A 15,821-nucleotide genomic window follows, 5' to 3' on the forward strand; every position below is an offset into this window, starting at 1 on the left:
TCATGCGTCCCCCATTTCCCCTCATCACCCCGCGCCAGTCGTTTGGCTTCGGAGCCGTTGTGCTGTGCGCCGGTTTTGCCGCACAGGTTCAGGCCCGCGGTTTTCTTGAAGACACCACGGCGAAAATCGAATCGCGCACGGTGTACTTCAACCGCGATTTCCGTGATGGGCACACCTCGAACGATCAGGGCGCATCGAAGCGGGAAGAGTCGGCGCAGGGCTTCATTCTCAACCTGCAATCGGGTTACACCGAAGGCACTGTCGGTTTCGGTATTGATGCGCTGGGCATGCTCGGCTTCAAACTCGACTCCAGCGCCGACAGCAGCAATAGCGGTTTGCTGCCGTCGAGCGGGCAGGACCCTCGCGGCTCGAAAGATCAATACGCGAAAATGGGCCTGACCGCGAAAGTGAAGGTCTCGGACACGGTGCTGAAGTACGGCGCGCTGCTGCCGGATCTGCCGCTGCTCAAGTACAACGATGGCCGTCTGCTGCCAACGATGTTCAACGGTGCGCTGCTGACTTCAAAGGAAGTGAAGGACCTCACCTTCATGGCCGCGCGTCTGGACAAGTACACCGCGCGCGACTCCACCGACTCGCAAGACATCCGCGTGCACTGCAAGAACAAGCGCTACGCGTGCAACACCACCGCCGACCATTTCGACATGTACGGCTTCGACTACAAGATCAACGATCGCCTGACCGCGCAGTATCACTACGCTGAACTTGAAGACACCTATCGCCAGCACTTCGTCGGCCTGTTGGCCAATCAGAAGTTGGGCGACGGTGTGTTGAAGGCTGATCTGCGCTTGCTGAAAAGTGCCGACAGTGGCGATGCGAAGGCCGGCTCCATTGATAACCGGGCGTTGAGCGGCATGCTGTCCTACGCCATCAGCGGCCATACCTTCAGTGGCGGCTGGCAGCGCATGAACGGCGATAACTCGATGCCGTACCTCGATGGCAGTAACCCGTATCTGGTCAACTACGTGCAGGTCAACGACTTCGCCGCCGCACAGGAACGTTCCTGGCAGTTGCGTTATGACTATGACTTCAAGGCAATCGGCATCAATGGCCTGAGTTTCCTGACGCGCTATGTCAACGGCGATCACATCAAGGTGCTGGGCAGCGATCAGGAAGGTAAAGAGTGGGAACGCGACAGCGAGTTGAAGTACGTGATTCAGACCGGCACGTTCAAGGATGTGAGTCTGCGTTTGCGTAATGCGACGTATCGGACCAACTACGAGAAGTTTGCCCGGGATGTGGATGAGACCCGGTTGATCGTGAGTTACAACTTTTCGGTGTTGTAACCGTCGGGCTTTCGGCGTCTGACCCGCCGCCATCGCGGGCAAGCCCGCTCCCACAGGTTTATCCGGTGGTCGCAAAATCTGTGTTCACCGAAGATCCCTGTGGGAGTTATAGCCAGTGCCAGAACCGGCTCCAGAAGCCGCGATTGAGATCTCTTGGCAATGGTCAGGTCAGGTCAGGGCAGTGTGCTGATAAAGGCTCTTATGCTGGGGCCCGCCTGAAAGGAGCCAACAGCCTCCAGCGCCGAGTTTGAAATCGCCTCTCCTGCATATTCGTCAGTTCCCACTGCGGGCGGAATACTGTTCAGGCCACCATTCGGGCTCCAGGTGAAGACGGTGTTGGGGACGGAAAGGTCTCCAGAGGCGCAAGTCATGAGCGTTGTATCAACGCTCAGGGCCAACGCGTCAGCCCGGCAATTCTCGAAGTTTTGCGGGGTGGGCAGAGGCTCTGCATCGGGTGTTGAAGTGCGCCAGAATGCCGGGACTTCATGATTTTGTGCCACCAGAACCTTGACGATGGCGACGCCGTTGTTGTTGAAGAATACGACCTCCACCGGATAGTTTTCCGTTGACTCCAGTGTTTTCGCCTCGGCATCAGGTCCCGACCAGTAGTTTGCGGTAGTTACGTGATTGGCGTAATGGCAAGTGCCAGCCGCTTGACCCTGGCCATTGATGCCGACCACCTCGCAATACGTCGCCGCCGGGGGTGGTTTCAGCGATTTCATGACGTACGTTGAGCCATTGAACGTAGCGACAGTGGCCTTCGGGTTTCCCAGCAGGTGTGGGCAATTGAGCGCCACGAGCGTCGAGCCATCGGCATTGGAATCAGCGATAGCGGCGACGCGGCAATTATCATTTCGGGCCGAAACCTGGACCGGTTCACCGCCTTTCTCAAAGCGCCATACCACAGCGGTGTTACCCAGGAGGGTAATACTTTGGCCCGCCACATTGCCAAAGAGTGTCGAGGCGCGAAGTTCGGCTCCCGTATCAAGTGGCAAGGGCTGCAGGCGCTTGGGCGGGTCTTTGGGGGAGGCAACGCGCCAGAACACGGGTACTTTGCCCAATACCGCCCCCAAAAGCTGATCACAGGTGCCCGTCATGACGTTCTGTGACAAAAAACTACTGTCGCAGGAGCGATTGGCCTGCAAAGGTTTGAGGTTGATCAACTCGGTCGGATTTGCATTCAAGAACCAGGCTTTTTTCACTCCGCTGACGACACAGAAACCCAGCACTCTGGTTGTTTCCATCACGCCAGATGCTCTGCAATCTCCTGAGTCGGGGCCAACAGGTATCGGTTGGCCAGCCTGCGCACTGTTTACCAGGGCGAACATGGGTAGTAATGAGACGGCAGTGATGAGCGGTTTCAATAACAGCTTCATAGGTATTCCTTCCATGGGTGACCACTGATTGCCAATGGCTCCTGATCCCAGTAGACAAACAAAAAACTCCCTTGCCTAGCTGTCAACTCTGACAACTAGACAAGGGAGTTTTTCAGGTATAGCGAACGACTTTTCCCGGAAACTGTAGGAGGGGCGGTGTTTATAGCCAATGCCAGAACCGGCTCCAGAACCCTCGGTTGAGGTCTTCCTTGCAACCAGCATATTGCTGGGCATACATATCGGAACGGTTCTGCACCTTGCGCGCCGTCGGCATCAGCCACGCCTTGCTGGCGTAAGTCTTGTTGCGATAGCCACCCCAGCCTTCGTGGTAGTTGAGGTACTGGCCGTAGGCGTCGTATTTGTAGACGCCGTTGATGCTGGTGGTTTTGTCCATGTACCAGCCGACGAAGTCGATGGCGTCGTCGAAGTCTTCGCGGTCGGCCCAGTTGCGGCCGGTGCTTTTCTGGTAGTCGGACCAGACTTCGTCCTTGGCCTGCGCATAACCCGACGCGGTTGAAACGCGGCCCCACGGAATCACCCAGAGCAGGTATTTGCGTGGGGTCTTGGCGTCGTAACGGTAGCCGGATTCCTGATACATGATCGCGAACGGCACCTGGATCGGTACGCCCCAGCGCTTTTGCGTGACCTGCGCGGCGTCGTACCAATCACTCTTTTCGCGGAAGATCTCGCAGATGTTTTCCGGCGAGCGGGGCGGCGAGGTGCCGCAACCCGTCAACAGTGCCGCGAGTACCAGTAGTCCAACCGTCTGCCCTGAGTTCAAAAGCCGTTATCCCGTCATGCGCTTAAAAAGGGCGACAGTCTACGCGCTCAGCTCAATTGGTGACGATAGGGCAAATCCGGACCGGTCTTGCTGCAGGTCAGCGCCGCCGCTTGCACAGCGAACTTGAGCATGGCGTCGATCTGCTCGCGAGCAAGGTGCTGCACGCCTTCGACCGAATCCAGACCGTGCTCGGTCAGCCACGTGATCAACGCGGCCTGGAAGGTGTCGCCGGCGCCGACGGTATCGGCGATCTTCACCGGGCACGCCGGCACCGACCATGAACCATGGGCGCGGCTGAACACGCTGGCGCCTTCGCCGCCACGGGTGAGGAAGACGACCTGGCAGCGATGCTCCAGCCAGCCTTCGATGACGCGCTGCGGATCCTGCTCGGGGTAGAGCAGGCTCAAGTCTTCGTCGCTGACTTTGATCAGATCCGCCAGTTGCACCAGCGTGGCAATCCGTTCGCGCCACAGTTCGATATTCGGCTCGGGATTGAGGCGCACGTTGGGGTCGAGGGTGATCAGGCGTTTGCCACTTTCACGCTGAACCAGTGCGAGCAGGGTGTCGGCAATCGGCTGCACCACCAGCGAAAACGAGCCGATGTGCAAACCGCGCACTTCAGGACCCAGCGATGGCAAATGCGCGAGGCTCAACTGCCGATCTGCGCAACCCTCACCGCGGAAACTGTAATGCGGCGAGCCGTTGGCGCCGACGGCAACCATTGCCAACGTGGTCGGCGCGGCGAAGTCCACCAAATAGTCGGGACGTACGCCTTCCTCCTGCAGTACCTGCTGCAAGCGGCGGCCGAGGTAGTCGGTGGACAGACCACCGAACAAGGCCGAGTCCACGCCCAAACGACGCAGGCCCACCGCGACGTTGAACGGCGAGCCGCCGGCAATCGCCTTGAAATTCACTTTCGAAGCCAGACCGCTGGCATCGTCTTCGCTGAAGAAATCAAACAGGGCTTCGCCACACACCAAATACATAATTGTTTGCTCTTTATAGGGTTGCGACATGCTGTTGATAGCGTTCGTAAGCCTGCTGAAACGCCGCGACATTGGCGGCGATCGGCAGGGTTTCACTGCTCAGGTCGAGTTTCACGCAGCGCTGGCACAGGTCGGCCAACGTGTTTTCGTGGCCGTTCGACCAGGATTTGCACCATGCCGCCTGAATCGCGGCACCGAGGGCGGCGGCTTCGCTTTGTTCGGTGCAGATCACCGGGGTGTTCATGATGTCGGCGACGATCTGCCGCCACACCGCGCTGTTCGAACCGCCGCCGATCAGGCAAATGCTGCGGCTTTGTAAACCATTCTGGCGGAGCAAATCCAGTCCGTAGCGCAATCCGAACGTTGTGCCTTCGACAGCGGCGCGGCACAGATTGGCCTGAGTCAGATTATCCAGCATCAAACCGTGCAGGCTGCCGGTGGCGTGGGGCAGGGCGGGGACGCGCTCACCATTGAAAAACGGCAGCAGGCTGACGCCTTCGGCGCCGATGGGGGCTTGGGCAACGAGTTCATTGAACCGGTCGAGATCCAGCTCGAACAATTCGCGAATTGCGCCGGTGGCGTTGGTCAGGTTCATGGTGCAGATCAGCGGCAGCCAGCCGCCGCTCGATGAGCAAAATGTGGCGACGCTGGCATCCGGGCTGACTTTCGGGGTTTCGGCGTAGGCGTACACCGTGCCGGAGGAGCCGAGGCTCATGGTGATCGCGCCGGGCTGAATATTGCCGGTGCCGATCGCGCCCATCATGTTGTCGCCGCCGCCGCTTGCGACCCGTGCGTCAGGGTTGATGCCGAGGTGTTCGGCGATGGCTGGCAGGATTGTACCGACGGCTTCGTGCGCATCGATAAGTTCAGGCAGCGCCGCTTGCAGACGTCCGCTGGCGTCGATGTCACGCAGCAACTGCAAATCCCACTGGCGTGTGCGCACGTTGAAATAGCCGGTGCCGGAGGCGTCGCCGTATTCGCTGCAGGCACGACCGGTGAGCCAGAAGTTGAGGTAGTCGTGGGGCAACAAAATACGTGCGATGCGTGCGAACACGACCGGATGTTGTTCTTTGGTCCAAAGCAGTTTCGACACTGTGTAGCCGGGCGCAATGACCACGCCGAGGCGTTCGAGCGAGCCTTTTTCACCGCCCAGATGCGTGAGCAGGCGGTCGTTCTCAGGGGTGGTTTCGGTGTCGCACCAGAGCTTGGCCGGGCGCAGGACTTCGCCTTGATCGTCGAGCAGCACCAGCCCATGTTGCTGGCCGGAAACGCCGATGCCGAGGATCGACTGGCCATCGACATTCGCCGCTAGCAGTGCGCGGCGGGTGGCGAGGGCGAAGGCTTCCAGCCACTGGCGAGTGTCTTGCTCGCGACGGCCGTTGGCACCGCTGATCATTGTATGGGCGGCGGCGCCGTGGCCGAGTACTTCGCCGCTGGCAGCATCGAGGATGATCGCTTTTGTGCCTTGGGTACCGCAGTCGATGCCGAGGAAGAGTTGTCGGGTTGTCACAGTAAGATCCTCAGGGCGTCAGTTCCATCCGGGTGACGCCATTCGCGAGCAGGCTCGCTCCCACATTTTGAAATGCGTTCCCCTGTGGGAGCGAGCCTGCTCGCGAAGGCGTCAGTCGCATCACCGCTTCAATCAAGCCAACACCCGCTCCAAAGTCCGGGTCACACCATCTTCGCGCAAGCTGTTGCAACACCATTCAAACGCCGCGACAAACTCCGCCGCCCGCGGAATCGCCGTGCCAAAAATCTCTTCGACCGCCAACAATCGCTCAGTCATCAACGCATCATCCGCCACCAATGCCTGGCAAAAAATCGCCCGTGGATCAGGAATCGAATAGGTATCGCCATTCTCATCCACACCCTTCAAATACAACGCCCAGGCCGCCACCACCAACGCCGCACGCTTGGTCTCGCGTCCATCGGCGATCAGCCGGTTGATCGTCGGGATGGTGAACTTGGGAAACTTCGACGAACCGTCCGAACACACCCGCTCAAGCTGATCGGCAATCGCCTGATTGGAAAACCGCGCCACCAGCGTGTCCTTGTATTGCGTCAGGTCGATGCCCGGCACCGGCGCCAGTTGTGGTGTGACATCCAGGTCCATATACGCCCGCATGTAGCGCACGAACAGCGGGTCATTCATGGTCTCGTGGACAAAGCGATAGCCTTTCAGAAAACCCAGATACGTCAGCGCCAGATGACTGCCGTTGAGCAGTTTGATTTTCATCTCTTCGTACGGCGAAACATCATCGGTGAACTGCACGCCGACTTTTTCCCAGTCCGGCCGGCCGTTGACGAATTTGTCTTCCAGCACCCACTGCACAAACGGCTCGCAGACCACCGGCCAGGCGTCATCCACCGCGTGTTTGTCGGCCAGTTGCAGGCGATGCGTGGTGCTGGTCATTGGCGTGATGCGGTCGACCATCGCGTTGGGGAAACTGACGTTGGCGTCGATCCAGCTGCACAGATTGCTGTTGCGCAGAGTGGCAAACGCCAGCAGCGCCTTGCGGGTGACCGCGCCGTTGTGCGGCAGGTTATCGCAGGACATCACAGTGAAGGCCGGAACGCCGGCCGCCCGGCGTTTTTCCAGGGCCGCGCAGAGAAAACCGAACACGGTTTTCGGCGAGTCCGGGTTGTTCAGATCGTGCTGGATCTGCGGCAGATGCGCCATGAATTCGCCGTTGCTGTCGTCGATGCAGTAGCCGCCCTCGGTGATGGTCAGCGAGACGATGCGGATCTGCGGGTCGGCGAGCTTGTCGATCAATGCCTGGGCGCCATCCTCGGCCAGCAGCATGTCGCGAATCGCGCCGATCACTCGCACTTCAGTGTCGTCGCTGTCACCGAGCTCGAACAGGGTGAACAGGTAATCCTGCTCCTTGAGATCGTCGCGGGCGCGGCGGTCTTCGGCGCGCAGGCCGACGCCGCAAATCGCCCAGTCGAGTGCTTCGCCGGTGTTCATCAGCGCGTCGGTGTAATACGCCTGATGCGCCCGGTGGAAACCGCCGACGCCAATGTGCGCGATGCCCTGACGGGTATCACTGAGGCTGTAGGCCGGCAGTAGCACTTCGGCGGCGAGGCGGTTGAGGTTTTGTCTGTTCAGTTTCATTGGGCAAGTCTCGAAAAATCAGGCGGCAGCGCGCAGCGGACGGGTCAGCGCCACACCTTCGGCATCGAATAAATGGCAGTGGGCGGCGTCCAGATAGAGGTTCAGTTGTTCGCCATAACGGCTGGCCAGATCACCGCGCACGCGCATGGTCAACGCCTCGCCGGCGTTGGTCTTGACGTGGCAGAAGGTGTCGCTGCCCAGCCGCTCGCTGACATCGGCGGTGACTTGCAGGGTGCAGTCGCCCGGTTGCGCCAGCTCCAGATGTTCCGGGCGAATGCCCAGCGTCACCACGCTGCCGACACTCAGATGGTTAGCATTGAACGGCAGGATGATGCGCGTGCCGGCATCCAGCGAGACTTCACAGACCTGAGCGTCGACGCGGGCGATCTTGCCTTTGAGGAAGCCCATTTTCGGTGTGCCAAGGAACCCGGCAACGAACAGGTTGGCGGGGTTGTGATAAAGGTCCAGTGGCGAGCCGACTTGCTCGATCTTGCCGCCATTGAGCACCACGACTTTGTCGGCCATGGTCATCGCTTCGACCTGGTCGTGGGTCACGTAGATCATCGTCGCTTGCAGGTCCTTGTGCAGGCGCAGCAACTCCAGGCGCATTTGCACGCGCAACGCGGCGTCGAGGTTGGACAGCGGTTCGTCGAACAGGAAGATTTTCGGGTTGCGCACGATGGCGCGGCCGATGGCGACACGCTGACGCTGACCACCGGAAAGCTGTTTCGGTTTGCGTTCCAGCATCGGTCCCAGTTCAAGGATGCGCGCCGCTTCGCCGACTTTTTTCTCCACTTCGGCTTTCGGCACGCCGGCCAGATCGAGGGCGAACGACATGTTCTTTTTCACGGTCATGTGCGGGTACAGCGCATAGGTCTGGAACACCATCGCCAGATCGCGCTTGGCCGGGCTGACTTCGGTGATGTCGCGGCCGTCGAGTTCGATGGTGCCGCCGCTGACTTCTTCCAGGCCGGCGATCAGCCGCAGCAGGGTGGATTTGCCGCAGCCGGACGGGCCGACGAAGACCACGAATTCCTTGTCGTTCACTTCCAGGTCGATGCCCTTGATGATGGAAAAACCTTCGAAGCCTTTTTGCAGATTCTTGATTTTCAGGTTGGCCATGATGATGGGCCTCCACAGTATTGTTATTCGTTTGGGCCGGGCGAGCTTTTATGTGGGAGCGAGCCTGCTCGCGAATGCGGTGTGTCATTTACCAAAGATGGTGACTGACACGGCCCCTTCGCGAGCAGGCTCGCTCCCACAGGGGGTTGCAGTAGGTTCGGGAGATTCATTTCACGGCGCCGAACGACAGGCCGCGCACCAGTTGTTTCTGGCTGATCCAGCCGAAGATCAGGATCGGCGCGCAGGCCAGGGTCGAGACCGCCGACAACTTGGCCCAGAACAAACCTTCAGGGCTTGAATACGAGGCGATCAACGCAGTCAGTGGCGCAGCTTTCGACGAGGTCAGGTTCAGCGACCAAAACGCTTCGTTCCAGCACAGGATCAGCGACAGCAACACGGTCGAGGCGAGACCGCCCTTGGCGATGGGCAGCAGCACGCGAACCATTTCCTGCCACAGCGTGGCGCCATCGAGGCGGGCGGCTTCGAGGATGTCTTTGGGGATGTCCTTGAAGTAGGTGTAAATCATCCAGACCACGATCGGCAGGTTGATCAGGGTGTAGATCACGATCAGCGCGATGCGCGTGTCGAGCAGGCCGAAACTCTTCGCCAGCAGGTAGATCGGCATCAGCACGCCCACCGGCGGCAGCATCTTGGTCGAGAGCATCCACAACAGCGTGCCTTTGGTGCGCTGGGTTTCGTAGAACGCCATCGAGTAGGCCGCCGGCACCGCGATCAGCAGACACAGTGCGGTGGCGCTGAAGGAAATCACCACCGAGTTCCAGGCGAAACTGAAGTAGTCGCTGCGCTCGTTGATGTGCAGGTAGTTCTCCAGCGTCGGCGTGAAGATGAACTGCGGCGGCGTGGCGAAGGCGTCGATTTCGGTTTTGAAACTGGTCATCACCATCCAGAAGATCGGGAAGAAAATCACGATCGCGATGGCCCAGGCCAGGGTGCCGAGCAGCAGGCTTTGCAGCCGGCGGGATTGTTGAAGAGTCATGGCAGGCCTCAGGCTTTGTCAGTCAGGTTTTTGCCGATCATCCGCACCAGAATGATCGCGGCGATGTTGGCGATGACCACAGCAATCAAACCGCCCGCCGAGGCCATGCCGACGTCGAACTGCACCAGCGCCTGGTTGTAGATCAGGTAGGCGAGGTTGGTCGAGGCGTAGCCCGGTCCACCGTTGGTGGTGGTGAAAATCTCGGCGAACACCGACAGCAGGAAGATCGTTTCGATCATCACCACCACCGCGATTGGCCGGGCCAGATGCGGCAGGGTCAGGTGCCAGAAGATCGCGATCGGGCCGGCGCCGTCGAGGCGCGCGGCTTCCTTTTGTTCCTGATCGAGGGACTGCATGGCGGTCATCAGGATGAGGATGGCGAAGGGCAGCCATTGCCACGAAACAATGATGATGATCGATAGCAGCGGGTAGTGCGCCAGCCAGTCCACCGGTTGCGCGCCGAACAGTTTCCAGACGTAGGCGAGGATCCCGGACACCGGGTGGAAGATCAGGTTTTTCCAGATCAGCGCACCGACCGTGGGCATGATGAAAAACGGTGAGATCAACATCACCCGGACGATGCCGCGACCCAGGAACTCACTGGCCTCAAGCAACGCACTGATCAGTACGCCGAACACCACGCTGATCAGCAACACGCTGCCAACCAGCAGCAGGGTGTTGGTGGCGCCCGGCAGGAAGCCCGAGTCGGTCAGAAAGTAAGTGAAGTTCTCCAGTCCGACGAATTCGTTCACACCCGGGTCGAGCAGGTTGTAACGAATCATCGAAAAGTAAATGGTCATGCCCAGCGGCACGATCATCCACAGCAGCAACAAGGCGACTGAAGGGCTGACCAGAAACCAGCCGGGATTGCGTACGCGGACCTTGCGCTGGGGTTGCGACAGGTCGAGGTGGGCTTTGGCAGTTGAAGTATTCATGGTGATGATCACTTACTCGTAATGCAGCGAGTTCTCTGTGGCGAGGGAGCTTGCTCCCGCTCGGCTGCGAAGCAGTCGTGAACCGGCAAATGCGGTTTGTCTGTTGCATCGCGTCTACCGGATTTGGGGCCGCTTCGCAGCCCAGCGGGAGCAAGCTCCCTCGCCACAATTGGAAGCAGGAACGGGTTACTTGGGATAACCGGCGCGCTTCATCTCGCGTTCAGTGGTTTGCTGTGCGGCCGCCAGGGCCTGATCCACCGTGGTCTGGCCAATCAGCGCTGCCGAGAACAGTTTGCCGACCTGGGTGCCGACGCCTTGGAACTCAGGAATGGTCACCAGTTGAATGCCGATGTACGGCACCGGTTTCAGCGTCGGTTTGCTCGGATCGGCGGCTTTCAGCGACTCCAGCGTGACCTTGGCAAACGGCGCTGCGCTCATGTAGGCGTCGCTGTAAGTCGAGGCGCGAGTGCCCGGCGGTACGTTGGCGATGCCGTCGGTCTTGGCCACCAGCTCGCCGTACTCCTTGGACGTGGCCCAGGCGCTGAACTCTTTTGCTGCATCCTTGGCCTTGGAACTGGTCGGAATCGCCAGCGCCCACGAATACAGCCACGCCGAGCCCTTGTCGGTGACTTGATGCGGAGCGAAGGTAAAGCCGACGTGATCGGCAACCTTGCTCTGGGTCTTGTCGGTGACGAACGAGCCCGCGACGCTGGCGTCGACCCAGATCGCGCATTTGCCGCTGTTGAACAGCGCCAGGTTTTCGTTGAAACCGTTGCTGGACGCGCCCGGCGGGCCGGATTTTTTCATGGTGTCGACGTAGAAGTTAAGTGCGTTTTTCCACTCGGGGCCGCTGAATTCCGGTTGCCATTTCTCATCGAACCAACGCGCGCCATAGGCATTGGCGACGGTGGTGATCAGCGCCATGTTCTCGCCCCAACCAGCCTTGCCGCGCAGGCAGATGCCGTACTGCTCTTTATCTTTGTTGGTGAGTTTTTCGGCGAAACCGGCGATCTGTTCCCAGGTCGGACGTTCCGGCATGGTCAGGCCAGCGTCCTTGAACAGGTCGGTGCGGTAATAGGTGATCGAGCTTTCGGCGTAGAACGGCAGGGCATACAGCGAGCCCTTCACCGACAGGCCTTCACGCACCGACGGGAACACGTCGTCGAGGGCGTAACTGGCCGGCAGATCCTTCATCGGTTCGAGCCAACCCTTGGCGCCCCACAGTGCCGCTTCGTACATGCCGATGGTCAACACATCGAACTGGCCGCCCTGAGTGGCGATGTCGGTGGTAAGGCGTTGGCGCAGGACGTTTTCTTCCAGTACCACCCAATTGAGCTTGATGTCCGGATGCTCGGTCTCGAAGGTTTTCGAGAGTTTTTGCATGCGAATCATGTCGCTGTTGTTGACGGTGGCGATGGTCAGGGTCTGGGCGCCAAGGCTGACGCTGCTGAGGGTCATGCAGGTGAGAGCAAGCAGAGCTTTTGCAGTGGGTTGCATCGTGCACTCCTTTTCTGCACCCGGCGGGTGGCAGAAGGACGGTTATTGTTTTTGTGTCTTCCGAATGCAGGAAGAATGTGCACTGATTACAGCCTTCAATCGTGGGTCTGACAAATCATCCGTCGCACTTCGATTGATACTTTTTTGCACTGGGGTTTGGCGTGGCCAACGCAGGGAAGGGGTTTTCAGCGGGGAAATGCTATCGAATGCGTACAGGTTTCTAATGCCGACACCCCCCCTGTAGGAGTGAGCCTGCTCGCGATAGCGGTGTGACAGTTTGCAGATATGTTGGCTGACGCTCCGCTATCGCGAGCAGGCTCACTCCTACAGGGGAGCTGCGCATCAGCCGAGGTTTTGTTCAGTCAGGCGCTGCACCGCGAGGCGCCGATAATGCGAAGGCGTCATGCCCTTGAGCTGCTGGAACCGCCGATTGAAGTTGGAGATATTGTTGAAACCCGACTCAAAGCACACATCGGTCACCGGTTTATCGCCGTCCGCCAGCAACTCGCAGGATTTGCTGATGCGCAAGCGATTGACGAACTCGATGAAGTTGCGCCCTGTGGCCTGTTTGAACACACGGCTGAAATAGGTCGGCGTCATGCCCAGGTGTTCAGCCACTTCCTCCAGCGAGATATCCCGGGCGTAATGGCTGAAAATGTAATCGACGGCGCGGTTGGTGCGGTCGATATTGTGTTCATCGGCCAATTGAGGGGTGGTGGCGCCAGACAGCAACTGATAGTCGTCACTGGCCGCCAGCAACTCCATCAGAATGAAAAAGTGCCCGAGCCGGGTGATGCCCCGGGTGTCGGCGATTCGCTGCATCAGCGTTATGGCCTGGCGGATCGTCTGTTTGCCGCGGAATTCGATGCCGTATTGCGCCCGATCCAACAAGGGTGCCAGTGTTTTCAGTTCAGCGAATATCTGGTGACCGCTTTCGAACAGCTCGTCCGTGAAGTTGACGAGCATGTCGCGTTTTTCCACCACTTCGTCTTCAGCCACCTGACTGATCCAGTTATGCGGCAGGTTGGGCCCGGTCAGAAACAGCGTTTCCGGGTAGAAGTTGCCGATGTAATCACCGATGAATACCTTGCCGGAACTGGCGACGATCAGGTGCAGCTCGTATTCCTTGTGGAAATGCCAGCGCACCAGTGGGCAGGGGAAGCCGTGCTGGCGGTAGATGATGGATAACCCGTTGTGGTCATCCATCAACTCGTAAGAGGGGTCGGTCACGCGTGCGGTTCGAGTCATGGCTGAGCGCTTTTTTTGTTATCGCTGGCTGATCATGCCTCTTTCTACACCGGCAGTGCCAGCCCGTCTCAGCTTCGCGTGACACCCTATGGAATGCGGTCGTGTGGGGTTCAGCTGATTACCGCTTTCCGGCTGCCCTTTTCAGGTTGGCCATGTGGCAGTAAGCAACGACGTTGCTCTCCTCAATGAAGTCGACATTGATAATGTTGCATTTCATCGCCCAGTCACTGTTTTTTGGATCGAACCAGATATTTAAATGTTCATGAATATCCACAGGGCCTCCGAAAGTAGCGTAACTGGTTGCGGAAAGAGACCAAAGTGCCCACTTGCCAGGCGGATACTCCATTACTTCAGAGATATATTTATTCAGTTCATCGGCATTAACGATGCCGGTGCCAATCCATTTGTGATTTATCTGCTCAAAAAATACTTCGTGTGACAACTCGCTGTGAGTCGGGGTGGCAAACAATACTCTTTGTGTGGAGCTGATTTTTTTGAGTTGCCCCAATGTAAGGCGTGCGTTGTTTGGTGGAATGATTCTGTCGCCGAACAGGTGCTGAACCACTTCGTTGAAATAGCGGAAGTCAAACGTTGGGCCGGACATTTTATGAACATCTACAACAATGAACTCGTCAGGGTTTTCACCGAGAAACTGATTGATGTCGGACATCAGGTGGCCCAGCGTTCGAGAGTTGGGGTGCTCATTATGATGCATTCGGAATTTGCCCAGTCCCTTTGCAGAAGGCTGGCTCATCAAGCGAATATCCAGAGCTCGGGATCCATGACTCAATTGCGCATAAAACGAGTCATGCTGACAGGCGAGCCAGTGGCGAGGTGGGCCGAAAAGAGGGTAGCTGGCTTTCCAGTCGCTGCCGGCATTATGGGTTCCCGGCAGAGTCATTTCATTCAGAGACAGTGCGTCAAATTGGGGGGTGGTCGTCATCCAGTTATGATTGGAGTAGTTGCCTTGATTAGTAGTGTTCATGTATGCATCCTGCATTAGTTAAAAGGCGCACAGTGGAAGTGTTAGTGCGTTACCTGCAGGACGTTTTAAATCTTTATTATGTTGTTTGCCAAGCCGCGTTTTGATTCTGGATGTAATGGTGAAGTTTTGGTTGCTTATGTTTTCTGGTTTTTAGCTTCAATCCACTGCGCCATGTATTGAGTGCTTTTGTGCATGTGGTGACGCAGCATGCTGCCAGTAAAGTTGCTGTTTCGAAGTGCTTTTAAATGCTCTTGGCAATGGCGCAGTTTTTCAATAAGTTCCGGACCGTGGACGACTTGTTGGTAACGCTCGCCGAGCAAAGTGTCACCCGCTTTTTGTGCCGCTTGCCAACGCCCCTCATCCTTATAAAGCTGAACGGCATGGTCGGCGAACTCCGTCGCCGTGCGCGTGATAGCCCCAGGCCAAGCCAGATCGCCATGCATGCCTTCAGCGCCAATTGGTGTGGTGACACTCGGCGTACCGCATAGCATGGCGTCTACAAGCTTGCCTTTGATGCCAGCACCGAATCGCAACGGTGCCAGGCAAATGCGCGCATCGGACATGACCTGCAACGCATCTTCTGCCCAGTTCATCACATGAAAACCCTGCGCTGCGTTGTGTAGCGCCGTGGCTTTGGGCGGCGTGTAGGCGCCATAAATATGCAGCTGTGCCTGAGGAAGTTGCTGGCGAATCAACGGCCAGACCGTGGACTTCATCCACAGGACTGCGTCCCAGTTTGGCGCATGGCGGAAGTTGCCGATGCTGAGGAAATGCGCCCGCTCCGCGAAGGGTTTTGGGGCATTGGTGGGAGGGGCAATCATCAGCGGGCACCAATGCAGCAACTGGCGCGGCAAACCGAATTGCCCGACGAGCAGATCGATTTCCACCTCGGAAATCATCAGGTTCAAGTCACAGCGATACAGCGCGGCGATTTCCCGTTTGGCCAGGTCGGTGTCGGCCATCAGTTCAAACTCTTCGCCCAGTGCCGGAGCAAACAAGTTGCTGAAATCGTCTTGATCGCTGTCGGCGTTCAACCGGTCCTTGAGCCGCTGATGCCGAGCATGTCGCAGGCTTTGCAGGTCAGAGGTTTCCAGAACGCGGAGGGCGTCGGGACAGTGCTTCTCGACCCGCCAGCCGAACTGCTCCTCCATCATGAACTGATCGAACAGCACGATATCCGGGGCGAGTTCGCTGATAAAGACGTCGAAACTGCTGTTATTGAGTTCAATGGGTACTTCGCGAATGCCCAGCGCAGTCAAGTCCGCCTTGTGCTCGCCCGGGCCGGCGGGGCTACTGAAGGTGATGTCCCAGCCCTGCTGCAAGAAAGTTTCGAGGATCTGCATGACATGCCCGCTGGCTGCCGAGGAGTGGGGCTCCGGCCAGACGTATCCGATGACCAGGACTTTGGTGGCGGCGGGTTGAGACATGAACGGAAATCCTTTGCAGCGGGCGAGGGGAACAAAAAACGGCCGCAA

Annotated in this window: 13 protein-coding genes; 1 reads left to right on the top strand and 12 read right to left on the bottom strand. The window is 58.3% G+C overall.

Translation table 11 applies throughout. The features are described from left to right. Positions 1-2 precede the first annotated feature (2 nt). A complete protein-coding gene (locus ACIOWE_RS00430; protein WP_401385912.1) occupies positions 3-1,304 on the top strand; it encodes an OprD family porin in 1,302 nt (433 codons plus the stop codon). 173 nt (positions 1,305-1,477) lie between these two features. Here ACIOWE_RS00430 and ACIOWE_RS00435 read toward each other — a convergent pair whose 3' ends face one another. From ACIOWE_RS00435 to ACIOWE_RS00490, 12 genes are all read right to left on the bottom strand, one after another. Then, on the bottom strand, positions 1,478-2,680 hold the full coding sequence (locus ACIOWE_RS00435; protein WP_401385915.1) for a hypothetical protein: 1,203 nt from the start codon (positions 2,678-2,680) through the stop codon (positions 1,478-1,480). 160 nt (positions 2,681-2,840) lie between these two features. Then, positions 2,841-3,461, bottom strand: coding sequence for a hypothetical protein (locus ACIOWE_RS00440; RefSeq protein WP_103305000.1), 621 nt, complete (start codon positions 3,459-3,461; stop codon positions 2,841-2,843). A gap of 47 nt (positions 3,462-3,508) precedes the next feature. Continuing rightward, positions 3,509-4,447 carry a carbohydrate kinase gene (locus ACIOWE_RS00445; RefSeq protein WP_401385918.1) on the bottom strand — a complete coding sequence of 313 codons (939 nt, stop codon included), beginning with the start codon at positions 4,445-4,447 and terminating at the stop codon, positions 3,509-3,511. 13 nt (positions 4,448-4,460) lie between these two features. Continuing rightward, positions 4,461-5,957, bottom strand: coding sequence for a xylulokinase (xylB, locus tag ACIOWE_RS00450; RefSeq protein WP_401385921.1), 1,497 nt, complete (start codon positions 5,955-5,957; stop codon positions 4,461-4,463). Positions 5,958-6,089: 132 nt separating this feature from the next. After that, positions 6,090-7,562 (bottom strand): mannitol dehydrogenase family protein, encoded by a 1,473-nt coding sequence (locus tag ACIOWE_RS00455; protein ID WP_401385924.1) that lies wholly within the window; start codon positions 7,560-7,562, stop codon positions 6,090-6,092. Positions 7,563-7,580: 18 nt separating this feature from the next. Beyond that, entirely contained in the window at positions 7,581-8,684 is a 1,104-nt protein-coding gene (locus tag ACIOWE_RS00460) for an ABC transporter ATP-binding protein (protein WP_401385927.1), read from the bottom strand. A gap of 166 nt (positions 8,685-8,850) precedes the next feature. After that, entirely contained in the window at positions 8,851-9,681 is an 831-nt protein-coding gene (locus ACIOWE_RS00465) for a carbohydrate ABC transporter permease (protein ID WP_003225143.1), read from the bottom strand. A gap of 8 nt (positions 9,682-9,689) precedes the next feature. Beyond that, positions 9,690-10,616: a carbohydrate ABC transporter permease gene (locus ACIOWE_RS00470; RefSeq protein ID WP_201238073.1), complete on the bottom strand. Its 927-nt coding sequence runs from the start codon at positions 10,614-10,616 to the stop codon at positions 9,690-9,692. A 186-nt stretch (positions 10,617-10,802) separates the two neighbouring features. After that, positions 10,803-12,113: an ABC transporter substrate-binding protein gene (locus ACIOWE_RS00475; RefSeq protein WP_401385930.1), complete on the bottom strand. Its 1,311-nt coding sequence runs from the start codon at positions 12,111-12,113 to the stop codon at positions 10,803-10,805. Positions 12,114-12,455: 342 nt separating this feature from the next. Next, positions 12,456-13,361 (bottom strand): AraC family transcriptional regulator, encoded by a 906-nt coding sequence (locus ACIOWE_RS00480; RefSeq protein ID WP_401385933.1) that lies wholly within the window; start codon positions 13,359-13,361, stop codon positions 12,456-12,458. Positions 13,362-13,479: 118 nt separating this feature from the next. Further along, complete coding sequence (locus tag ACIOWE_RS00485; protein WP_401385936.1) at positions 13,480-14,346, bottom strand: phospholipase; 867 nt, start codon at positions 14,344-14,346, stop codon at positions 13,480-13,482. 134 nt (positions 14,347-14,480) lie between these two features. Beyond that, positions 14,481-15,773 carry a glycosyltransferase gene (locus ACIOWE_RS00490; RefSeq protein ID WP_401386460.1) on the bottom strand — a complete coding sequence of 431 codons (1,293 nt, stop codon included), beginning with the start codon at positions 15,771-15,773 and terminating at the stop codon, positions 14,481-14,483. Between the last annotated feature and the right edge of the window lie 48 nt (positions 15,774-15,821).

Origin of the sequence: Pseudomonas sp. NPDC087598 (assembly GCF_044743525.1) — a bacterium.
Classification (GTDB): domain Bacteria; phylum Pseudomonadota; class Gammaproteobacteria; order Pseudomonadales; family Pseudomonadaceae; genus Aquipseudomonas.